Origin of the sequence: Jannaschia pohangensis (assembly GCF_900113875.1) — a bacterium.
GTDB classification, from domain to species: domain Bacteria; phylum Pseudomonadota; class Alphaproteobacteria; order Rhodobacterales; family Rhodobacteraceae; genus Jannaschia; species Jannaschia pohangensis.
In genome coordinates this window covers 722,092-743,599 of sequence record NZ_FORA01000002.1, presented here as the reverse complement: position 1 = coordinate 743,599, position 21,508 = coordinate 722,092, and the positions used below count along the sequence as shown (strand labels likewise).

General features: G+C 65.6%; 17 protein-coding genes and 2 pseudogenes. 7 read left to right on the top strand and 12 right to left on the bottom strand.

All coding sequences use genetic code 11. The features are described 5' to 3' along the window. Window positions 1-57: 57 nt before the first annotated feature. The 3 genes from BM002_RS10745 to BM002_RS10735 are packed head-to-tail and all read left to right on the top strand — an operon-like array spanning window position 58 to window position 3,418. On the top strand, window positions 58-816 hold the full coding sequence (locus BM002_RS10745; RefSeq protein ID WP_245749212.1) for a CDP-alcohol phosphatidyltransferase family protein: 759 nt from the start codon (window positions 58-60) through the stop codon (window positions 814-816). Further along, complete coding sequence (locus tag BM002_RS10740; protein WP_092780270.1) at window positions 813-2,444, top strand: sulfatase-like hydrolase/transferase; 1,632 nt, start codon at window positions 813-815, stop codon at window positions 2,442-2,444. The genes BM002_RS10745 and BM002_RS10740 overlap by 4 nt, the downstream gene beginning before the upstream one ends. Then, on the top strand, window positions 2,441-3,418 hold the full coding sequence (locus BM002_RS10735) for a lysylphosphatidylglycerol synthase transmembrane domain-containing protein (protein ID WP_092780268.1): 978 nt from the start codon (window positions 2,441-2,443) through the stop codon (window positions 3,416-3,418). Before BM002_RS10740 ends, BM002_RS10735 begins: the two co-directional genes overlap by 4 nt. Here the strand turns inward: BM002_RS10735 and BM002_RS10730 are convergent. From BM002_RS10730 to znuC, 10 genes and pseudogenes are all read right to left on the bottom strand, one after another. Beyond that, entirely contained in the window at window positions 3,359-4,429 is a 1,071-nt protein-coding gene (locus BM002_RS10730) for a glycosyltransferase family 4 protein (RefSeq protein WP_092780266.1), read from the bottom strand. The two genes, BM002_RS10735 and BM002_RS10730, sit on opposite strands and share 60 nt — an antisense overlap. After that, window positions 4,416-5,204: an inositol monophosphatase family protein gene (locus tag BM002_RS10725; RefSeq protein WP_425431855.1), complete on the bottom strand. Its 789-nt coding sequence runs from the start codon at window positions 5,202-5,204 to the stop codon at window positions 4,416-4,418. Before BM002_RS10725 ends, BM002_RS10730 begins: the two co-directional genes overlap by 14 nt. Before the next feature lie 58 nt (window positions 5,205-5,262). Next, window positions 5,263-6,228 carry a zinc-dependent alcohol dehydrogenase gene (locus BM002_RS10720; protein WP_092780262.1) on the bottom strand — a complete coding sequence of 322 codons (966 nt, stop codon included), beginning with the start codon at window positions 6,226-6,228 and terminating at the stop codon, window positions 5,263-5,265. Next, window positions 6,225-7,343: a GTP cyclohydrolase II gene (locus BM002_RS10715; RefSeq protein WP_092780260.1), complete on the bottom strand. Its 1,119-nt coding sequence runs from the start codon at window positions 7,341-7,343 to the stop codon at window positions 6,225-6,227. Before BM002_RS10715 ends, BM002_RS10720 begins: the two co-directional genes overlap by 4 nt. A 69-nt stretch (window positions 7,344-7,412) precedes the next feature. Then, window positions 7,413-8,228 (bottom strand): RibD family protein, encoded by an 816-nt coding sequence (locus BM002_RS10710; RefSeq protein WP_092780258.1) that lies wholly within the window; start codon window positions 8,226-8,228, stop codon window positions 7,413-7,415. A gap of 91 nt (window positions 8,229-8,319) precedes the next feature. Next, window positions 8,320-9,093, bottom strand: a complete 774-nt coding sequence (locus BM002_RS10705; RefSeq protein WP_092780256.1) for a class I SAM-dependent methyltransferase — start codon at window positions 9,091-9,093, stop codon at window positions 8,320-8,322. Between the two features lies 1 nt (window position 9,094). Continuing rightward, window positions 9,095-9,490, bottom strand: a complete 396-nt coding sequence (locus tag BM002_RS10700; RefSeq protein WP_092780254.1) for a 6-pyruvoyl trahydropterin synthase family protein — start codon at window positions 9,488-9,490, stop codon at window positions 9,095-9,097. 146 nt (window positions 9,491-9,636) lie between these two features. After that, window positions 9,637-10,554 carry an aminotransferase class IV gene (locus BM002_RS10695; RefSeq protein ID WP_092780252.1) on the bottom strand — a complete coding sequence of 306 codons (918 nt, stop codon included), beginning with the start codon at window positions 10,552-10,554 and terminating at the stop codon, window positions 9,637-9,639. A gap of 15 nt (window positions 10,555-10,569) precedes the next feature. Continuing rightward, a pseudogene (locus tag BM002_RS19720) lies at window positions 10,570-11,079 on the bottom strand (iron chelate uptake ABC transporter family permease subunit); the annotation flags it as partial. Window positions 11,080-11,119: 40 nt separating this feature from the next. After that, window positions 11,120-11,364, bottom strand: a pseudogene (gene znuC / locus BM002_RS19715) (zinc ABC transporter ATP-binding protein ZnuC); the annotation flags it as partial. On the opposite strand from znuC, the gene BM002_RS10685 reads away from it, so the two are divergent. The 4 genes from BM002_RS10685 (at window position 11,355) to BM002_RS10670 (ending at window position 17,791) form a co-directional block, all read left to right on the top strand. After that, window positions 11,355-12,131, top strand: coding sequence for a zinc ABC transporter substrate-binding protein (locus BM002_RS10685; protein WP_281243823.1), 777 nt, complete (start codon window positions 11,355-11,357; stop codon window positions 12,129-12,131). The pseudogene znuC and the gene BM002_RS10685 sit on opposite strands and share 10 nt — an antisense overlap. Window positions 12,132-12,226: 95 nt before the next feature. Further along, on the top strand, window positions 12,227-12,901 hold the full coding sequence (locus BM002_RS10680; RefSeq protein ID WP_092780248.1) for an ImuA family protein: 675 nt from the start codon (window positions 12,227-12,229) through the stop codon (window positions 12,899-12,901). Then, window positions 12,789-14,399, top strand: coding sequence for a Y-family DNA polymerase (locus BM002_RS10675; RefSeq protein WP_092780246.1), 1,611 nt, complete (start codon window positions 12,789-12,791; stop codon window positions 14,397-14,399). Before BM002_RS10680 ends, BM002_RS10675 begins: the two co-directional genes overlap by 113 nt. A gap of 89 nt (window positions 14,400-14,488) precedes the next feature. After that, window positions 14,489-17,791, top strand: coding sequence for an error-prone DNA polymerase (locus tag BM002_RS10670; RefSeq protein WP_092780244.1), 3,303 nt, complete (start codon window positions 14,489-14,491; stop codon window positions 17,789-17,791). 401 nt (window positions 17,792-18,192) lie between these two features. On the opposite strand, the gene gyrB is transcribed toward BM002_RS10670, so the two are convergent. Both gyrB and BM002_RS10660 read right to left on the bottom strand, forming a co-directional pair. After that, complete coding sequence (gene gyrB, locus BM002_RS10665) at window positions 18,193-20,607, bottom strand: DNA topoisomerase (ATP-hydrolyzing) subunit B (protein ID WP_092780242.1); 2,415 nt, start codon at window positions 20,605-20,607, stop codon at window positions 18,193-18,195. An 82-nt stretch (window positions 20,608-20,689) separates the two neighbouring features. Then, complete coding sequence (locus tag BM002_RS10660) at window positions 20,690-21,487, bottom strand: nucleotidyltransferase domain-containing protein (RefSeq protein ID WP_092780623.1); 798 nt, start codon at window positions 21,485-21,487, stop codon at window positions 20,690-20,692. Window positions 21,488-21,508 lie beyond the last annotated feature (21 nt).

Here is a 21,508-nt window from a genome sequence, read left to right as displayed (position 1 = left end):
ACGCTGTTGTGTCACCGGTGACGCTTGACATCATCATGCGCCGCCTAGGTTCGTTCCATGACCAACGACATTCTCCCGCTCCCAAAAGCCCAGGGCATGCCGCGCCCTTCGGTGAGCCGTGCGCAAGTGCAGGGCGGCGTGTTGTGGTTGATCCTCGGATGTCTCGTCTTCGTCCTGAGCGGTCCGTTTGACCCGCTGAGCGGGTCACTCGCCGCCGCTCTGGCAACCGGCCTGTTCGGGCTGAGCGGCGCTGTCGCCCTCTGGGCAATGGGGCCGCTGGGATATCCGCACCGCACATTCGGGGCCCCCAATTCGATCACGTTTCTGCGCCTCGCCCTGCTCTGCGTGTTGTCTGTCGCTTTGTTGCGGGCCGGGATGCTGACGCAGATGGGCTATGCGGTGTTCGGCATTGCGGTTCTGGCGTTGTCGCTGGACGGGTTGGACGGATGGCTGGCCCGTCGCAATGGTCTGTCGACGGCGTTCGGCGCACGTTTCGACATGGAAGTGGACGCGGCGCTGGCCTGCATGTTGTCGCTGATCCTGCTGATGGCCGGGCGTGTCGGCATCGAGGTCCTGATCCTCGGGTTCAGCCGCTATGCCTTTCTGCTTGCCGGCATCTGGTTGACCTGGCTGCGTGCCCCGCTTCCGGAAAGGTTTGGTCGCAAGGTCGTCTGCGTGCTGCAGATCGGCGCGCTGTGCGTGCTGGTTCTGCCGGGCCTGCCGCCGCTGTTGGCCAAGGTGATCTCTCTGGGCGCGGCGGGCCTGCTGACGTGGTCTTTCGGACGCGATGTTCTCTATCTGGCGGCCCGTCGATGATCCGACCCGATTTGCGACAATGGGCGCGACCTGCGTTGGCGGCGGGGGTCTTGTACCTGCTGCTGGCGTTGCCCGACAAACCGGGCGGTCTGGGCGACCTCTTCGCGCAGGTTCCGCTGGAATGGCCCGTCCTGATCCTGGCGCTCGTCCTCTGGCCGCCGCAGTGGCGCGGGCGGTCGGCGATTGCCGGAATCCTGACCGGGGTGATCCTGGTACTGCTGCTGTTGAAAGGGGCGGATATCGCGATGCTGTCGTCGCTCAACCGGCGGTTCAGTCCTGTTGTCGACATGTTTCTGATCGAGGCGGGCCTGAACGTCCTGTCGGGAAGTATCGGGATGCCCCTGACCGTGGTGGCCGTGATCGCAAGCGTCATCGCCTTCGCAGCCATTGGCCTGATCCTGTATCGGGCGCTGATGTGCCTGCTGCGGATCGATCTTGCACCGCACTTTCGGCCCTGGATGGGCGGCGGCCTGGTCGCTGCCCTGGCCCTGATGACGGCGGATTTCGGGCCGACGTTGCGACTTTGGCAAGGTGCGGTCGATCCGCCGGGCGCGGTCTCCAACATTCGCACGGTGCGCGCGCAACTGGAGCGTAGCGTCACGGTCTTGCGCGATCTGCGGGCATTTCGCCTGGCGGCGGCGCAGGATCCCTACGCCGACAGAACCGGCCTGTTCGATGCTGTGGACGGACGAGATGTCATCGTGATCTTCATCGAAAGCTATGGACGATCCAGCTTCGACAACCTGCTCTATTCCGAAACCCATGTGCCGACCCTGCGCAACGCCGAAGTCGCCCTGAGCGACGCGGGTTACGCGATGCAGAGCGGTTGGCTGAACTCGCCGACCGCAGGGGGGCAAAGCTGGCTGGCGCATGGCACCTTGGCGTCGGGTCTGCGGACCTCGGATCAGGGTCGCTATGGCGCGATGCTCGCATCGGGGCGGCAAAGTCTGTTTCATCTGGCCCAGACCTCGGGGTTTCGGACGGCCGCGGTGATGCCGGCGATTACGCTGGCCTGGCCCGAAGGGTTGACCATGGGGTTCGACACGATCCTGGCGGCGGCGGATCTGAACTACGCAGGCGCGCCTTTCAACTGGATCACGATGCCGGATCAATACACCCTGTCGGCCTTCGACGCGCTTCTGCCACCTGATCCGCGCCCGGATTTCCTGCAGATCGCATTGATTTCATCCCACGCCCCATGGGTGCCGGTGCCTGAAATGATCGACTGGGAAGATGTGGGCGACGGGACGGCATTCGACCGATGGGCGACGTCGGGTGACCCGCCGTCGGTGGTCTGGCGCGACCGTGATCGGGTTCGCGACCAATATCGCCAGGCCATCGACTACACCCTGCAGGCGGCGATGTCCTATGCCGCGCGGCGCGCGGATCAGCCGCTGTTCATCATTCTGGGCGATCACCAGCCGGCGGGCTTTGTCGCCGGGATCGACAGCCGCGACGTTGCCGTGCATCTGATCGGGCCCCCGGATCTGGTGGCGCTTGCATCGGATTGGAACTGGCGCGACGGGCTCGTCCCCGGCGCGGACACGCCGGTCTGGCCGATGGAGGTCTTTCGCGACCGCTTTATCCGCGCCTTCACGACGGCTGCGGCGGATCGAGAAGCGATGTGAAGCGGTACGCCGGATATGCGCTGCGACTTGTCGTGTCGCTCGCCATACTGGCGGGGCTGGCGTGGATCGTCGACGCGCCCGAGGCCTACGCACGCTTGCGCGGGATGGACCTGCGCTGGTTGGCTCTGGCGGTGGGGTGCTTCACGCTGGTGACGGTTCTGATGGCGTGGCGATGGAGGCTCACGGCGCAGCGCCTCGGCGCGACATTCGGGTTTGGTTGGGCGGTGCGGGAATACTATCTGTCGCAACTGGTCAACCTGTGTCTGCCGGGCGGCATGCTGGGCGATGCGGGGCGCGCATGGCGCACGCCGCGCGGCGGGGTCGATCTGACCCGTGCAGCCCATGCGGTGATGATCGAGCGTTTGGCCGGACAGGTCGGGGTCCTGGCCATCGGGACGTTCGGGGTTGCCTGGGCGCTTGTGCCCGGGGGTGTCGATTGGCCCGCTTGGCTGGTCCAAGGCGCGCTCTGGGTCGGCCTCGTCCTTGTGTTGATCGCGGTCGTCGTCGGGCCGATCCTTCGACGGCTCGGTCCGGTGGCGCAGTTCCGGGCATCGCTCGAGGCGGCATTTCTGGCGCCTGCGGTGGTGCTGTGGCAACTCGCGCTTTCACTGGCGATCGCGGTGCTCATGATCGTGGCCTTCTGGGCCTGCGCGCGGGCGACGGGGACAGCGATGGCAGGCGAGGCCGCGCTGATCCTCGTCCCCCTGATCCTGACGGCGATGATGATCCCGGTGTCGGTGGGTGGCTGGGGCCTGCGCGAAGGCGCTGCCGCCGCGCTCTTTCCGATTATCGGGGCATCGGCCAGTGCGGGCGTGGCGGCGGGGGCCGCCTATGGCCTTGCGCTGATGATTGCCTGTCTTCCGGGGGTTCTGGTCCCGCTCCGCGCCCGGTCGGGGTCAAGGAAATCCGCGGCGTCAGCGACCGCGGGCCAGATCGTCGATATGGATGATGGTGTCGCGCACAAGGGCGGCTGACTCGGCCCAGCTGGTCAGGCCCGACGCGGCGCGCAGACTGGCGCGGGCACACTTGCTGCGCATCTCGGGCTCCGTCAGCATCCGGCGCAGGGCACCGGCAAAGGCTTCGGCATCGTCGGGGTCGACCAGCAGGCCCGGCCCGCTGCCGACAGTTTCCGGAACGGCCCCGGCACGGGTCGTCACGATCGGCAGACCGTGACCCATCGCCTCTCCGAAGACGATCCCATAACCCTCGTACCGGGTGGCGAGCGCGAAGACGGTGGCGCGGCCATAGCGTTCATGAAGCGCCTGATCGCTGACCTCTCCCGACAGGCGGACCCGCTTGGACAGACCCAGATCACTGATCAGAGCGGTGAGAGTGGCCGTCATCCCGGCCTCGTGGTCGCGCCCGACGATATCTGCCTGCCAGTCGAGGTCGGCGATCCGGGCAAGCGCACGGAGCAGGATATCGTGACCCTTGCGCCGGGCGAGCAGTCCGACCGACAGGATGAGCGGGGGATCGGCCTTTTGGGTTAGCGTATCGTTGGGCGGGCCGAATCCGGGCTTCACCACGGTCACCCGGTCCGGTGCGACGCCGTAATGTCGACGCAGCATGTCGCCGGTGTGCGGGCTGGTCACGAAAATATGGCGCGCAAGGCCGAGGTTGGCCCGTTCCCGCGCGGCCATGCGGTCGGCCACTTCGGGCTCCAGACCGGGTTCAAGCGCCAGCGGATGGTGGACGAGCGCGAACAGCCTTGCAGTGACGGTGCTCAGTTCAGCAGTGTCCAGCGCGCCGTAGGCCAGACCGTCGATCAGCGCGGCCTGATCGGGCCCGAGCGTTCGGAGCTGGTCCATGGCCTGTTCCGCATCCATCGGCGTCGGATGGGGAAAGCTGTCGCCCCATTCCAGGTGCCGCACGTCAAGGCCGGTGGCAGCAAGCGCAGTCATCAGCTTGAAGTCGTAGATGTAGCCGCCGGTCAGCGCGTGAATGTCGCCGGGTACGGCGAAGGCGACGGTGCTAGTCCCGGTCATGGTGTTCCTCGCGCGTGCCGATCATTGCAGCAAGCTCTGGTCCGAGAGCTGCATTGGCTGCGATGAACGATCCGCAGGACAGGACGCTTCGCCCGGGCCACAAGCGGCTGACGGTGCCGCCAGCCTCGGTGACCAGCAGGATCCCGGCCGCCACGTCCCAGGGGCCGAGATTGCGTTCCCAATATCCGTCGATCCGACCGGCAGCGACATAGGCAAGGTCGAGCGCGGCGGCCCCCCAACGGCGTATGCCGGCGGTCTTCGGCATGAGGCGTTCCAGATCGCCCAGGCAATCGTTCAGATAGGTGACGCGCCCGCCCGCGGGCACCCCGGTGGCAAAGAGCGCTGCCTGAAGCGAAATACCCTCCGAGACGGCGATGGGCCTGCCGTTGAGATATGCGCCACGGCCCTTTTCGGCGACGAAGGTTTCGGTCTTGGCCGGATCATGGACCACGGCACACAGGATGTCTTCGCCATCGCACAGGGCGATGGACACGGCCCAATGCGGCAGGCCCTTCAGAAAATTTGTCGTCCCGTCGAGCGGGTCGACGACCCAGGTCAGGGTGTTCCCGGCACTGGCAGGGCGCAGGCCGCTTTCCTCGCCCAGCCAGCCGTATTCGGGAAAGGCGTTGCCCAGATCATCGGCGATCAGCGCCTCGGCCGCGCGGTCGGCGTCGGACACGAAATCGCCTGCGGTCTTTTCATCGATGCGCAGGGTATGGCGGCCTTGCGCGGCACCCAGCAGGAGGGCGCCCGCGCGATGCGCGGCGTCGACCATGACGCGAAGCCTGTCGGAGACGGTGTCCGGGAGAACGGCGTCGACGGTCTGGGTCACGTCACCCCCCGAACCGGACGCGGTGGCACAAGGTAGCCGGGTCCGCCAGGATCCCTTCATAGCGACGCACGAGGTCGGTGAACTGCGTTTCGCCCGAAATCAGAACATCGAGCGCCGGATCGGCCAACAGGTCGAGCGCCTTTTGCAGACGGCGACGATAGGTCCAGCGTGCGGCGTGGCTGGGCGGGATGCGCCCGACCTGCGAGCCGACGAGGCGCAGGCGGCGCTGGTGAAAACGCCCGCCGAGAGGTGCATCGACGGTGCCGGTGCCGTACCAGCTCGCTTCGACGATTGCGGCCTCGAGACCAGCCAGAGAGATTGCGGTAGCCAGTCCCGCGGCTGTGGCCGAGGCATGGATCACCACGTCGGCATCGCCGCCGGCCGCCTGCGGTTCTGCGAAGTCGCAGCCGAGCGCATCGGCGAGCGCGGCGCGACCCGGGACTATGTCGATCAGGCACACCTCGGTTCCCGGGATCCGCGCAGAGAGGTAGCCGACCAGAGCCCCGACGACGCCGGAGCCGACGATGGCCACCCGGTCACCGGGCTGGACGCCCGCATCCCACAGGATGTTGAGCGCCGTTTCCATGTTCGCCGCCAGCACCGCACGTTCGGCCGGAACAGTCGGCGGGACGGGGACGGCGGCTTCGGGCGGAATGGCGAAAGCTGTCTGATGCGGAAAGAGCGCAAAGACGATGTCATCGCTCTGCGCAATCCGCCCGACGCCGGCGTATCCGTATTTCACCGGGCCGGGAAATTCGCCCTCCTGAAACGGTGCGCGCATGGTCTGGTTCTCGCTTTCGGGGACCCGACCCTCGAATACCAGGCGCTCCGTGCCGCGACTGATGCCGGTGAACATTGTGTCGATCACGACGTGGCCGTCCGGCACGTCAAACTGGACGTCGCGCAATTCTGCCTGCTTCGGCGCGGCGATCCAGAGCGCCTGCGCGGCGCGTGTTTCCCCTGTCAAAGCGCATGTCCGGATTTAAGCGCCTTGACGGAGAGGTAGCCGCTGTTGTGAATGTTTCTTCCGACGCGAAGCGGCAACTGCTCGGTGATTGCGATGCCCTGCATCTCAAACACTTCGGTCTTTTTCGGGTTGTTGGTCAGCAGGCGCGCGGCGCTGAAGCCGAGCCTGCGCAACATCTCGGCGGCGACGCGGAAATCGCGTTCGTCATCCTCGAAACCAAGCCGATGGTTCGCCTCGACCGTGTCAAAGCCCTGCAATTGCAGATCGTAGACGCGCATCTTGTTGGCCAACCCGATCCCGCGACCCTCCTGGTTGAGATAGAGCAGCACGCCTGCGCCCTCCGACCCCATCTGCGCCAGTGCGGCCTGAAGCTGCGGGCCGCAGTCGCATTTGAGGCTGCCCAGCACGTCTCCGGTAAAGCAGGCGGAATGCAATCGGGACAGGACAGGCTGGCTGCGGTCCGGGTCGCCGATTTCCAGCGCGTAGTGCTCGTATCTGCCGGTCGGATCGCGAAAGACGTGAAGGCTCCCCCGGTCTGCGGCCTGAAGCGGGAAGGCGGAGGCGGCGACCGGATGAAGCGTCGGCTGTGCCGCGACGAGTGCGGCACCTTCCGCCACATCGAGGCAGGCCAGCGAAAGCTCGGCCGGCAGCACGGTCTCGTCTGCAACCGCGAAAAGGACTGCCGAGGGCAGAAGTTCTGCAGATTTCACCAGCGTCAGCGCAAAGGACGCCAAAGCGTGATCGCCGTCGCGCAACACATGAAGCGGCCCCCGGGCGTTGGCCTGTTGGTCGAAAGCCGTATCGCTCAGCGTGCGGAACCAGTCGATGTCCGCGCCGTCGGGCGGGCGGATGCGAACCGGCTCATGCGCAAGATCGGCAGAGGCTGCGGCGGACATGATGGCGCGTGCCCGGTTCGACGCAAGGACAAGTTCTGGCGCGCCGCACAGGGCATGCAGACCGGCGTAGCGTTCCGGTGACACGGTCTCGACGGCTACGAGGATCGCCCGGTGCGTACCCCGTGTGATCAGGCACGGAAGGCCCATACGCAGATCGCTGCGGATGCGGGTCAGCCGCTCTGCGGGCGTGGGCGCGAGGGCGTTGGCGGGTGATGGCATGTTTGAAGTCCTCGCAAGGGTCATCATCTCGGGGGAGGCACCGCCGGAAGGCGGCAAGCCCTGGTGGCGCTATTCGCCGGCTGTTTCGAGCGCCGCGTTGCAGACCGGAGACCGGGCGGCTCCGGGACTGAGACTGCAATCGAACACCACATCCGAGCCGAGACCATAGGCCTGTGTACTGGGCCTGCGCGCCTGCGCCAGGGTTGCCACGGGACTGGTGGTCAGGCCCTGGGGACCCGCACCGATCAGCAGCGGCGCGATGGCCACGTGCAGGCGGTTCAGCATGTCAGCCTCGAGAAAGCGCGCGATGGTCACGCCACCGCCTTCGATCAAGAGCCGATTGAACCCCTGCTCCCTGAGCGCGGCGACGATGTCCTGCGGCGAAAGCCAGTCCGTCTGGGGCAGGCGGATCACCTCGACCCCGTCCGGACGGGGCACGTCCACGGTCTGGATGACAATGCATCGGGCGGTTTCGTCGTGCAGCAGGCCCGTGTCCCAGGGCAGGCGACCCTTGGGGTCGATCACCACGCGGGCCGGATTTTGTCCGTCGGCCAGTCGCACGGTCAGACGTGGGTTATCGTGGAGCGCGGTGTTGACCCCTATGACAACGGCGTCGCACAGCGCCCGCAACCGGTGCAGATGCGCAAGGCCGTCCGGGCCCGAAACATCCTGGGCGTCGCCCGATTGCGTGGCGATCCGCCCGTCCAGCGACTGACCGATCTGCCCCACAACCATTGTGCCACCCGAAGGCTGGGCCAGCGGTCCGTAGAGTGCCAGAGACTGACGCTCGCCTGCCGTCCAGTCGCCACAGCACAGGCAGGCCTTGCCCGCACCTGCGGCAAGGAGCCTGCTCCACACGCGTGGCGTCACATCGACAAGCTGCATTGCATTCTCCCACGGGGGCCATTTCGCATAAGCTGTGTGACGCTTCGCACGCAGCTGACTATCCGTGTACCTAGATCGCAAACTCGCAATGTCATGCGGAGGTTCCGCGCGGGATCGCCAGAAGGTCGGTGTGCCCGATCACCCCCCGACTGTCGTGCAGTGCGCCAATGCGGGCGGCGCACCAGTCCGTGGCAACCGCACAACCCGCCTCGTCGGCGGCACCGGCGATCCCTTGCAGCAGCGCCTCGTGAAGGGGAGCCCGATCCGGGTCGATGATCCATGGGCTGTCGGCGGTCGTCACGTCAAAGCCGCGTTCCCCAAACACCCTTCGGCATGTTTCGCCTGACGAGGGACCGAGCGCCGCCCCGATGCCCTTGTCGCCGCGTTGGTGCATATTGAAATGGGTCGTGACATCCGTGTCGGTCGGAAGCACCGGCTCCCAATGCATGATGCCGTCATAGTTCAGCGCGGCGTAGAAGGGGATGCCGGCGGTATCGAGCCGTGCCGCCAGGTCGGTGACCCAATCCAGCGGCATCAGGTCGAGCAAGGCCGACGCCGTGACGAGGCCCACGCCACCCAGGGGGAGCGCACCCAGATCGCCCAGATCCCCGGTTACCCGTTCGGCGCCCGGATGCCGCTTGCCCGCCACGTCAAGAAGGCCTGGGTCGTTATCGAACAGACGCCACGACAGGCCTGTGAACCCATGCGCCTCGAACGCGCGCAGGGTGGACCCCGTGCCGCTTCCCAGATCCAGAACGACTTTGCCTGAGGCGACGCATTCGGCCGCGCGGGTCAGAAGGGTGCTGTCCCGCGCGGCGAGGTCTGCGGGCTCCCGCAAGGCCAACCAATCGGCTGTGAAGGCCACGTCAGATGTCTGCTTCGTACCAGCCGCGCGCCACATGGCTTTCGTGGAGCATGACCCGGATGCGGCGCAGCCGACCGCCGTCGCCCAGACCGGTTGTCTTGGCGGCATCGCGCAGCAGGGACCAGATGTGGTGACACAGGAATTCGGTCGTGGTGATCTTGCCTGCGAAGGCGGGCACATCGTCCAGGTTGGAATATCGGAGCGGTTCAAGGGCTTCGGCCAGCGCATTCGTGGCGAGGCCCATGTCCACGACCAGCCCGTTTTCATCCAGATCCTCGGTGTAGAAGGCCGCATCGACAACGAAGGTGGCCCCGTGCATTCCCTGCGCCGGACCGAACACCGGCGAGGGCAGGGAATGTGCGATCATGACGTGGTCACGTACTTCAACAGCAAACATTTGATATCCATTCGAACTGCAGTGACCTCGTGATTTGATGCTTGGCGGCCTCGGTTCAAGGGTCCTGTTGCTGGCGGGCGGTCACCCGCTGCCCGCATGGCGTAATCTCAGAACACAAAAGGTTCGTTCCCCCGCAGGGCAGTATTTCACTGACGCTGTCGCACATGATCCGCGACAAGCGCGCGATACCTCTCCCGCAAGAGGGCGGTGACAGGGCGGTCGCCGGTTCCGATGGGCTTGCCGTCGATCTCCGCCACGGGGGTCTGGGCCCCAAATGTGCCGGTCAGGAAGGCTTCGTCCGCTCCATAGGTGTCAAAGAGCGAGAAATTGCGTTCCCGGACGACGATGTCATTGGCGTGGCACAGGTCGATGACCTTCTGCCGGGTGACGCCGTTCATGCAATAGTCGCCGGTCGAGGTCCAAACCTCGCCCTTGCGGACGATGAAGAAATTGCAGGCGTTGGTCGTGTTCACGAAGCCATGCGGGTCGAGCATCAGGGCCTCGTCCGCCCCGGCCTGCTCGGCCTGAAGGCAGGCGATGACGCAATTGAGCTTGGAATGGCTGTTGTATTTCGCGTCCTGGCTCATGGGCAGGCCGCGGACCTGCGGCACCGTCGCAAGGCGGATGCCCCGCGATTGCAGCGCGTCGACGGGCTTTGAATGCTCCATGATGATGACGAACGTGGGGCCGGACCGGCTGAGCGAGGGGTGCTGGAACGGCTTCACCTTGACGCCGCGTGTCAGCATCAGGCGGCAATGCACATCCGTCACCATCCCGTTTGCCGCCGCCGTCCGGTTCAGCGCATCCAGTATCCCGGCCCGGTCCATGCCGATATCCAGAGACACGGCTTTGCAGGATTCGAAGAACCGGTCCATGTGCTCGTCGAAGAATGCCCAGACTCCGTCATAGAGCCGCATCCCCTCCCACATGCCGTCACCCAGCAGGAAGCCGCTGTCATAGACCGAGACCTTGGCGTCGTCCCGGTGCAGCAGTTCGCCGTTCACATAGATCTTGATGTCGCGATTGCGCGTATCTTCGGTCGCGTCGTGGGTCGTCTGTGCCATGGGTCCCTCGGGTGTTCAGCGGTGCCGCGATCCAATCACAAGTGACCCGGCAAACAGAAGGGCCGCAATGCAAACAATGCTGGGACCGGTGGGGGTGTCGAAGGGACAGGACATCCAGATGCCGCCAAGGGCCGCCGCCGCGCCGATGGTCGCGGCCAGACAGGCCATTGCCTCGGGTGTCGGTGACAGGTGCCGGGCCGTTGCCGCCGGGATCAGGAGCAAGGCGCCGATCAGAAGGGCACCGACGACCTTGATCGCGACCGCGACCACAAGTGCCAGGGCGATGGTCAGGACCAGTTTTTTGCGCCGCGGATCGATACCCGCCGCATGGGCGACGTCGGGGCCAAGCGTGGCCGTCAGCAAACGAGACCACCGCCAGGCCAGCAGGGCGAGCACGATGGCGGCGCCGCCCCAGATCACCAGGAAGTCGATGCGGCCGACCGCACGGATATCGCCGAACAGATAGCTGGTCAGGTCGACGCGCACGCCCGGAAGGAAGGACAGGGCCACAAGGGCCACCCCAAGACCGGCAAGCGCCGCCCGGATCAGGAATTGTCGAGGATGGTCACGCGCCGGTCTTTGCGTCGTGGTAATGGTCGTGATGATCGTGACTGTGTTCGTGACGATAGAGCGCGAGGGCCCTTGGGTGCCCGTTCCGATCAAGGCCCGGTATTCGGGGGCAGAGGTCACATGTTCCGGGTGCCCCTCGCAGCAGACATGTCCGTTGAGGCAGATCACCCGATCCGACGCGGCCATCACCATATGCAATTCGTGGCTCACCTTCAGGCCGGCAGAGCCCGTTGCCGTCCGGATCGCCCCCAGAAGCGCGCGCAGCAACGTCGATTTTCCCGAGCGCCCTGTGTCGCGCCAGCAGGATTTCCAGAACCAGCCGCCGGACCGGGGTCGGCGAGGGGCTCACCTCCTGGTTGAAGACCGCCGTGGAAAACCTGGCCGAGGATGCGGTGACCGTCGAGCTGCTGGATATCGAGGGCACGAATTTCCCTGTCGTATCTGGGGACGATGACGACGGCGACGACCATGACCACGATCATGGGTATGGCAAGGGCGATCCGCACGGCTGGCTCGACCTTGAAAACGGCAAGCTCTGGCTTGCGGCGATTGCCGAAACCCTGTCGCAGGTCGACCCGGACAATGCCGTCATCTACGATGCGAATGCCCATGCGGCCGAAGCCGAAATCGATTTTCTGGTTCAGCAGCTCGAGGCCCGTCTCGCGCCGGTCCAGGGTCGAGGACACATCGTTTTCCATGACGCCTATGGCCATTTTCAAGCGGCCTTCGACCTGCCCGGACTGGGCGCGATTTCACTGAGCGACGCTGTGCGCCCTTCTGCCGCCCGCTTGTCGGAGTTGCGCGACAGGGTCGTCTCCTCCGAGGCGGTCTGGGTCTTTTCCGAGCCGCAGTTCGACACGGCGCTGGTCGAAACCCTGGTCGACGGAACGCCCGCCCGCTCCGGCGTGCTGGATCCGCTTGGGTCATCCCTGGCCTCGGGTCCGACCCTTTATCCGATGTTGTTGGAAAACCTGGGCAATTCCCTCGCGGACTGTCTGACGCCCTGATCTTTGCGCCAGATGGCGCGAAAGGGGACTCGACAAATTCGACTCAAAACTAGAACATAACAGGAACACTGATCGATTCCCGGTGGTCCTGCCCCATGTCGCCGACCCCGCATCCTGTCTTCACCGAAGCTTTCTCGACTGCACGGGACGGGGCCGGGACAGGTCTGCTTCTGGCCCAGCTCGATGCGGTGCTGGGGCGGCAAGGGGCGGGGGGCAAGCCGGTTCTCTGGGTGCAGGACATGCGTTCGGCACAGGAAAACGGGCTGCCCTGCCTGCACGGGATCGAGTCGTTGGGTCTGAGGATGCCTGTTCTGCGCATCACCGCGCGCAATGCGGTCGATGCGCTCTGGGCGATGGAGGAGGGACTGGAATGCACAGCGCTGTCCGCCGTCGTGGGCGAGGTCTGGGGAAATCCCCGGGCGCTCGACTTCACTGCGACCAAGCGTCTTGCCCTGCGGGCGCGGCGCACCGGGGTTCCGCTCTGGCTCATGCGGTTGGACGGGGCCGCCGATCTGTCGGTCGCCCCCGATCGCTGGCGGGTGGCTTCGGCGCCGTCGCGCCCCAACCTCTGGGATGCGCGCGCCCCGGGGCAGGCCTGCTGGTGGGCCGAATTGTTCCGGTCGCGCAGCTCGTCGCCGGGCAAATGGGTGGCCAGCCATGACCGGTCGGCGCATCGTCTCTCTCTGGTTTCCGCGGTTTCCGATCGCCCGGTGGGAGCGGGTGCAGGCGATGCGCCCGGCTCCGGATCCCGCGCCGTGGGAGGAGGCTGAGACAGGCCCCGATCTGATGTCCCCGCTGGTTCTGGCGATCGATGGCCCGCATGGTCCGGTGATCCACGGCATCAACGACGCCGCGCAGGCCGAGGGGATCGTTCAGGGAACCCGCGTGGTGGATGCCCGTGCCCTCTGTCCCGACCTGCAGGTCGTTCCCGCCGATCTGGCCGGGGATGCGCAGGCCCTTGGACGGCTGACCCATTGGATGCGCCGCTGGTGCCCCTGGTCGGCGGGGGACGGGGCCGATGGCCTGGTGCTCGACACGACCGGTTCGGATCATCTCTGGGGGGGCGAGGCCGCGATGCTGGCCGATATGGAGGCGCGGCTGGCCGCCTTGGGTCAGCCTGTGCGGCTGGCCGTCGCCCCCACCCATGGCGCGGCCTGGGCTCTGGCGCGATATGGTGGCCCGCGAGAGGTCTGCGGCCCCCAGGCGCTCAAGGCACGGCTTGCGATGCTGCCGATCGCGGCGCTGCGTCTGGACGGGGCGACGCTTCTGGTGTTGCGCCGTCTGGGGCTCAAGCGGATCGCCGATCTGATGCTGATCCCGCGCGCCACGCTGGAGCGGCGTTTCGGGCGCGATGGCAAGACCCTGATGACCCCGCTGCGGCGGCTGGATCAGATGCTGGGCACCCTGCCTGAACCCGTGGTCAGCCCGGCGCCGGCCCGCCGGTTCTGCGTGGTGCAGCGTCTGGCCGAACCGGTGATGGACCCGCAACCCCTGCTGCCCGCGCTTCTGGGCCGCCTTTGCGCCGACCTTGCCGCAGAGGGTCAGGGATTGCGCGGGCTGCGGCTCGATCTGTTCCGCATGGACGGGCACGCGACCCGGGTCGAGGTCGGCTGCGCCCAGTCCAATCGCGACCCCGCCCATCTGCAACGGCTTCTGGGGCGGCACTTCGAACATCTGGACGCCGGGTTCGGCTTCGACACCCTCAGCCTGTCGGCCCTTCGTCCCGAACCGCTTGCCGCCGCGCAGGTCCGCCTGGACGGCGATGTCGAGACGGATGTCGCCGTCGCAACCCTCGTCGACCGGCTCTCTGCCCGGCTTGGGCCCGATGCGGTCTGCCTGCCTGATCCGCGCGACAGCCATCTGCCCGAGCGGGCGGAAAACTGGACCCCGGCGATGGATCGCCTTGCGGGGCGGCGCGCCGATCTTCTGGCCCCCGGCGGGCTGGGTGGTGGGGGCATGGTCGCCCCGCGCCGCGACCGTCCCGTCCGTCTGCTGCGCACGCCCGAACCCATCGAAGTGCTCTATGCCGTTCCCGAAGGCCCGCCCGTGCGCTTCAAATGGCGCCGAAAGCCCTATCTGATCAAACGCCACCAGGGGCCCGAACGCATCGCCCCCGAATGGTGGCGCGTTCGGCCCGGAACCCGCCTGCGCGATTACTACAAGGTCGAGGTAGAGGAAGGCGCCCGTTACTGGCTCTTCCGCGAAGGTCTGGCCGAAGACGGGCGCGGCGGCGATCCCGACTGGTTCCTCCATGGTATGTTCGCCTGATGGACGGGGCTGTTTTCCCTTCTCTGCTTCGGAAATACTCCGGGGTCTGGGGCAGCGCCCCAGCCTCTCCGACCTGACGCCACGCTGCCATGCCTGACCAACCCCTGACACCCGACCGGCGCCGATTGGACACCACGGAAGGATTCACCCCCAATCCGCCCGCCCCCTTCATCGAACTGGGCCTGACCACCTGTTTCTCCTTCCTGCACGGCGCGTCCGAACCGGTCGACCTAGTCGCCACCGCTCACCGTCTCGGGTATCATGCGCTTGGCGTGGCGGACCGCAATTCGATGGCCGGTGTCGTCCGCCTGCATGCGGAATCCACCACCGCCAGGCTTCGCCCCCTGATCGGAACGCGCATCGTGCTGGTCGATGGCCAGTCCTTCCTGGCCTATCCGCGCGACCGGGCGGCCTACGGGCGGCTGACGGCGCTGATTTCCAAGGGCCGGATGCAGGGGTTGGATGGCGAATGGCAGGAAAAGGGGCGCTGCGATCTGAGCCTGAACGATCTGGCCGACCGGCAGGAAGGCGTGATCCTCATCGCCCTTCCCGGTGAGGATCTGGACGCCTTCGAGACCCGCCTGCCGCAACTGCTCAGGCGTCTGCCGTCGCTCTCCCATATCGCCGCCAGCCACCTTTACCGTGGGGATGACCACGCCCGGATCGAGCGGCTGGACCGTCTGGCACGCGCGCAGGGGTTGCGCCTGCTGGCGACCAATGACGTGCACTACCATGCCCCTGATCGCCGTCCCCTCCAGGACGTGCTGACCTGCATCCGCGAAAAGGTGAAGATCGCCGAGGCCGGGTATCGCCTGCACGCCAACGCCGAACGCCACCTCAAATCCCCCGCCGAGATGGTCCGCCTGTTCGCCCGCTGGCCCCATGCGATTGCCGAAAGCCGCGCGATCGCCGACCAGATCACCTTCGCGCTGACCGAATTGAAATACGAATACCCCGAGGATGACGTCCCCGAGGGACGCACCCCCGACGAACACCTGCGCATCCTGACCGAAGAGGGCGCGCGGCGGCGTTATCCGGACGGGGTGCCCGACCGGGTGCGCGGGGCGATCGAGATGGAACTGCCCTTCATCGCCCGCAAGGAGTTGGCGCGCTACTTCATCACCATCCATGAGATCGTTGCCTTCGGGCGCGGCGCGGGCATCCTGTGTCAGGGCCGGGGGTCGGCGGCCAATTCGGCGGTCTGTTTCTGCCTCGGCATCACCTCGGTCGATCCGGCGCAGCATGACCTCCTGTTCGAACGCTTCCTGAGCGACGAGCGCAACGAGCCGCCCGACATCGACGTCGATTTCGAGCATGAGCGCCGCGAAGAGGTGATCCAGCACATCTACAACCGCTATGGCCGCGCCCATGCCGGGCTTTGCGCGACGGTGATCCACTATCGTCCGCGCATGGCGATCCGCGAGGTCGGCAAGGTTCTGGGTCTGTCCGAGGATGTGACCGCCGCAATGGCCAAGACGGTCTGGGGGTCCTGGGGCCGCTCCGCCAAGGACATGCATCTGGAGGAATCGGGCGTCAATCTGCGCGACCCCGTGGTGCGGCAGGCGATCAGGCTGGCCGACATGCTGATCGGGATGCCGCGCCACCTGGGTCAGCATGTGGGCGGGTTCGTCCTGACCGAATTCCCCCTTGTCGAGACGGTGCCCATCGGCAACGGCGCCATGCCGGACCGCAGCTTCATCGAATGGGACAAGGACGACATCGAGGTTTTGGGCATCTTCAAGATGGATGTGCTGGCGCTCGGCATGCTGACCTGCATCCGCAAGTGTTTCGACCTGCTGCGGGCGCATTACCGACAGGACATGACCCTTGCCACGGTCAAGGAAGGCGACAGGCCCACCTATGAGATGTTGCAGCGGGGCGACTCGCTGGGCGTGTTTCAGGTGGAAAGCCGGGCGCAGATGGCCATGCTGCCCAAGCTCAGGCCGGAGCGTTTCTATGACCTCGTCATTCAGGTCGCCATCGTCCGGCCCGGCCCGATCCAGGGCGACATGGTCCACCCCTATCTCAAGCGCAGGCGCGGGCGGGAGGTGGTGGAATATCCCACCCCAGGCCCCGAACACGACCCGGACGAGTTGAAGCGCATTCTGGAGCGGACGCTGGGCGTGCCGATCTTTCAGGAGCAGGCGATGAAACTTGCCATCGTCGCCGCCGAGTTCACCGGAGCCGAGGCCAACCAGCTGCGCAAGGCGATGGCCACCTTCCGCGCCAAGGGCAAGGTCAGCGATCTGAAGGCACGCATGGTCGAACGGATGGTCGCGCGGGGCTATGATCCGGAGTTCGCGACCCGCTGTTTCAGCCAGATCGAGGGGTTCGGCGAATACGGCTTTCCCGAAAGCCACGCCGCCAGTTTCGCCCATCTGGTCTATGTGTCGAGCTATCTGAAATGCCACCACCCGGACGTCTTCGCCTGCGCCCTGCTCAATTCGCAGCCCATGGGGTTCTATGCCCCCGCGCAGATCGTGGACATGGCCCGCCGGTCCGGGGTGGAGGTGCGTGCGATCGACGTGAACTTCAGCGAATGGGACAACACGTTGGAGCCGGTCGGGGTCGGCAGGCACGCCCTGCGTCTCGGGCTGCGCCAGTTGTCGGGCTTCAAGCAGGAGGATGCGGCGCGCATCATCGCCGCCCGCAGGACGCCCTTTGCCAATGTCGAGGATCTGCGCCGCCGGACCCGCATCTCAAAGCGGGCGGTGGAGATGCTGGCCTCCGCCGATGCCTTCCGGTCCTGCGGGCAGGATCGGCGGCAGGCGCTCTGGGATGCCAAGGCGATCCGGTCGGGGCCGGACCTGCCGCTGTTCACCCATGACGACACTCCGGACGTCGGACCCGAGCCGGAACACCTGCTGCCCGCGATGCCCCTGGCCGAACATGTGGTCACCGACTACCAGACCGCCCGCCTGTCGCTGAAGGCGCATCCCATGTCCTTCATGCGCCGCGCGATGAACAAGGGCGGCTATACCGCCGCCGCCGATCTGCGGTCGCTGCGGTTCAACCAGAAGGTCTCGGTCGCGGGGCTTGTCCTGATCCGGCAGAAACCCGGCAGTGCCAAGGGCGTCTGTTTCACCACGCTGGAGGACGAGACCGGGGTGATCAACGTGGTGATCTGGCCCGATCTCTTCGCCCGGTTCCGCAAACAGATCATGGGATCGCGCCTGATGGCGGTGCATGGGCACGTGCAGTTCGACGACGCCGTCATCCACGTCGTGGCCCACGAGATCGTGGATCGCAACGATGCCCTTCTGCGCCTGTCCGAAGATCAGCTGTCCCCCGCCCTGGCCCGCGCGGACGAGGTCGTGCGGCCGATCCCCGACCACACCGCGCGCCATCCCCGGGACGTCCGCGTCATTCCGAAATCCCGCGATTTTCACTGAGGATGGGGAATCGGGCCCAATTTGCGACTCAATTGAGGCCCGGATTCCGGGCCCATGACGCGCGGATGGGGATCGACAGGCGCAAAACCCGGTTTTGAGCCGCGTAATTCCTTGATAAGTCTCGGATTGTCTCAGATTGACCGACAATCCCGCCACATTTCTGCCCAGAAGTCAGGGCAAATATGGCGTATTAAAGAAGGAGATGAGACATGACTTTGTTCGAATCATTTTTTGCCGCTCTGTGCGTCGGGACGATTTTGGGGATCATCCGTTTTTCGTTGCTGGCCTTCGCGCCTGACCATCCCGTTTCCCGAGTTCTCGCACGGTTCGACCGGGCATAATCGAAAGGGCCGCCCCATTGGGCGGCCCTTGTGTTTCAGGGGTCGGCGGAAGGTCGCGCCTCAGAAATCCAGGTTCTCGACGCTCAGCGCATTCTCCTGAATGAACTCGCGCCGCGGCTCCACCACATCTCCCATCAGTTTGGTAAAGACGTCGTCGGCTTCGGCCACGTCCTCGACCTTGACCTGCAAAAGGGTCCGCGCCTCGGGATCCAGCGTCGTTTCCCACAGCTGATCGGGGTTCATCTCGCCCAGACCCTTGTAGCGCTGCAACGTCAGACCCTTTTCACCCTCGGCCAGAATGGCGTCCAGAAGGTCGGAGGGGCCGTGGATGACATTCTCTCGATCCTTCCGCATCAGCCGGGCGGGGTCGCGATAGACGTCCCGCGTCTCGGCCGACACCTGCGCCAGCTTGCGTGCCTCGCCGGATCGCAGCACCGCGCCGTCCAGCGTCCGCACCTCTTCGACGCCGCGCAGAACGCGGGCCAGCTTGATGCCGTGATCCTGCGTGATCCGGCCCTGCCAGCCGCGTTCGTATTCCACCGCGACCTGGTCCAGACGCGCGGCGACGGAATCGGCAACCCCCTGAAGATCGGCATCGGCCTGACCCGCTTCGAAGGCGCCGGCCAGGGCGGCCTGCTCCAGAATGCGGCGGGGATAATGGGTCGGGAAGGCATCGAGGATGCGACGGAACTGCCGGGCGGCCTGCACCACCCGGTCCAGATCGGCGCCCGCGATCTCTTCGCCCGAGGGCAGGCGCAGCACGGCACCTTCGACCCCTTGAGCGACCAGGTAGTCCTCCATCGACTCCTGATCCTTGATGTAGACCTCGGACTTGCCGCGCGCGACCTTATAGAGCGGCGGCTGCGCGATATAGAGATGCCCGTATTCGATCAGTTGCGGCATGTGCCGATAGAAGAACGTCAGCAGCAGCGTGCGGATGTGCGACCCGTCCACGTCGGCGTCGGTCATGATGACGATCTTGTGGTAGCGCAGCTTGTCGAGGTTGAACTCGTCCCGCCCGATGCCGGTGCCGAGGGCCATCACCATGTTGCCGATTTCCTGAGACCCCAGCATACGGTCGAACCGTGCCCGCTCCACGTTCAGGATCTTGCCCTTGAGCGGCAGGATCGCCTGAGTCTGACGGTCACGCCCGGTCTGGGCGGAGCCCCCGGCAGAATCCCCCTCGACCAGAAAGATCTCGGTTTTGGAGGGATCCTTGTTGGAGCAGTCCTTAAGCTTGGAGCTGAGGAAATTCATGTCCATCGGGTTCTTGCGCCGCGTCAGCTCCCGCGCCTTGCGGGCGGCTTCGCGGGCCAGCGCGGCCTCGACGATCTTGCCGACCACCTGCTTGGCGATCTGGGGATTTTCCTCGAACCATTCGGCCAGCTTTTCGTTGACCAGGTTCTCGACCGCCGGGCGCACCTCGGACGATACCAGTTTGTCCTTGGTCTGGCTGGAGAATTTCGGATCGGGCACCTTGACCGACAGGACACAGGTCAGGCCTTCGCGGGCATCGTCGCCGGTGAAGCTGACCTTTTCCTTCTTCGCGATGCCACTGGTCTGGGCATAGAGGTTGATCGTCCGCGTCAGCGCCCCGCGCAGGCCCGCAAGGTGCGTGCCGCCATCGCGCTGCGGGATGTTGTTGGTGAAGGGCAGGACCATCTCGTTATAGCTGTCGTTCCACCACATGGCGACTTCGACGCCGATACCGTCCCGCTCGCCTTCCATATAGATGGGGTCGGGCATGACCGCCGATTTGGAGCGGTCGAGATACTTCACGAATTCCCGCACGCCGCCTTCATAGAACAGCTCGGTCCGCAACGCTTCAGCGGGGCGCTCGTCTTCCAGCACGATCTTCACGCCGGAATTCAGGAAGGCCAGTTCCCGCAAGCGGTTTTCCAGCGTCTTGAACACGTAGTCGAGGTTGGAGAACGTCTGGGTCGACGCCATGAAACGCACTTCGGTCCCCGTCTCGGTCGAGGGTCCGACGACCGACAGATGCTCCTTGGTGAAGCCACCTTCGAACCGGGCCACATGTTCATGGCCATCCCGCCAGATGCGCAGCTCCAGCCAGTCGGACAGGGCATTCACCACCGACACGCCCACGCCGTGCAGGCCGCCCGACACCTTGTAGGAATTCTGGTCGAATTTGCCGCCCGCGTGCAGCTGGGTCATGATGACCTCGGCGGCGGACACGCCCTCTTCCTCGTGGATACCGACGGGAATACCGCGCCCGTTGTCGCGGACGGACACGCTACTGTCGGCATGGATCTTGACGCTGACCTGCGTTGCGTGACCGGCCAAGGCCTCGTCGATGCCGTTGTCGACGACTTCATAGACCATGTGGTGCAAACCCGACCCGTCATCGGTATCGCCGATGTACATGCCGGGACGTTTGCGAACCGCCTCCAACCCCTTGAGGACCTTGATGGAATCCGCGCCGTATTCGTTCGGCTTTGGCTCTTGCTCGGACATGTCGTTTTCTTCCCGTCTTGTTGCCCAACATATACGGATTTTCCGCGGGGTTGTCACGGGAATCACCCCATATTTTGTGGTTTCAGATGGCTGTCACCTGCGCGATGTGGAACGCCTCGCAGGCGGCGTGATCGTCTGCCTCGGAAGGGGGTTCATCCTGGCGCGCCAGCCACGCCCGGGCGGCGGTTCTTTCGGTGTCGATGAACTGGCAGAGCAGCGGATCGAAGCTCTCGACACGTCCGCCTTCGGGTTGCGTCAGCTTCAGGGCGATCAGGTCGTCGATGGCAGCGGCGGTCGCCGCATCGGGTGCGGCTTCGGCCATCAGGCGCGCCATATCCATTGGCGGGAAGGCCCGGTCATGGCGGGCGATCCACCGCAGGCAAAGCGCCGGACGAACGGAATAGAGCAGGGATTTCAGTCGAACGCTTCCGTCGGCCATACGCACCCGGTCCATTTGCCGTTGCAGCAGGTTGACGTAGTGCCAGGTCGCCGGACGTCGGCGCAGGGTGCTGGCGGCCAGGGTTTCCAACCCGTCCATGGCCTCGGCCCGGCGATAGCGGATGGGCGACCTGATCCATTCGCCCAGAACCGCATTGCCCGAAAGCATCAGGTTCAAGGCCTTGCGCAGATCCCATCCCGAGATGTCGAGTTCATCATCCAGCGGGCGTTCGATGACGTCGCGCCCCGGCTCCAGCCGCAAATGCCACGCCAGGGGGCGCACATAGACGAAGCGCACGTCATAGTCGCTGTCGGGCGAATGAAAGCCCCAGGCCCGGCTGCCGCTTTCGATGGCAAAGAGGATGCGCACATCCTCCTCTGTCTCGATCCGGGTCAGTTCCGCGTCGATCCGGCGGTGCATTTCGGGGGAAACGGCGGTCATGTCTTCGGTCGTTTGCACGGC

Coding starts and splice junctions, on each gene's coding strand:
- BM002_RS10725 (WP_425431855.1), bottom strand. CDS start 5,204: ATGGTCGACGCCGCGCATCGCGCGGGCGCCCTCCTGCTGGGTGCCGCG.
- gyrB (WP_092780242.1), bottom strand. CDS start 20,607: ATGTCCGAGCAAGAGCCAAAGCCGAACGAATACGGCGCGGATTCCATC.
- BM002_RS10680 (WP_092780248.1), top strand. CDS start 12,227: ATGTCGCCGACCCCGCATCCTGTCTTCACCGAAGCTTTCTCGACTGCA.
- BM002_RS10745 (WP_245749212.1), top strand. CDS start 58: ATGACCAACGACATTCTCCCGCTCCCAAAAGCCCAGGGCATGCCGCGC.
- BM002_RS10710 (WP_092780258.1), bottom strand. CDS start 8,228: ATGCAGCTTGTCGATGTGACGCCACGCGTGTGGAGCAGGCTCCTTGCC.
- BM002_RS10740 (WP_092780270.1), top strand. CDS start 813: ATGATCCGACCCGATTTGCGACAATGGGCGCGACCTGCGTTGGCGGCG.
- BM002_RS10715 (WP_092780260.1), bottom strand. CDS start 7,343: ATGCCATCACCCGCCAACGCCCTCGCGCCCACGCCCGCAGAGCGGCTG.
- BM002_RS10730 (WP_092780266.1), bottom strand. CDS start 4,429: ATGACCGGGACTAGCACCGTCGCCTTCGCCGTACCCGGCGACATTCAC.
- BM002_RS10675 (WP_092780246.1), top strand. CDS start 12,789: ATGACCGGTCGGCGCATCGTCTCTCTCTGGTTTCCGCGGTTTCCGATC.
- BM002_RS10670 (WP_092780244.1), top strand. CDS start 14,489: ATGCCTGACCAACCCCTGACACCCGACCGGCGCCGATTGGACACCACG.
- BM002_RS10660 (WP_092780623.1), bottom strand. CDS start 21,487: ATGACCGCCGTTTCCCCCGAAATGCACCGCCGGATCGACGCGGAACTG.
- BM002_RS10700 (WP_092780254.1), bottom strand. CDS start 9,490: ATGTTTGCTGTTGAAGTACGTGACCACGTCATGATCGCACATTCCCTG.
- BM002_RS10695 (WP_092780252.1), bottom strand. CDS start 10,554: ATGGCACAGACGACCCACGACGCGACCGAAGATACGCGCAATCGCGAC.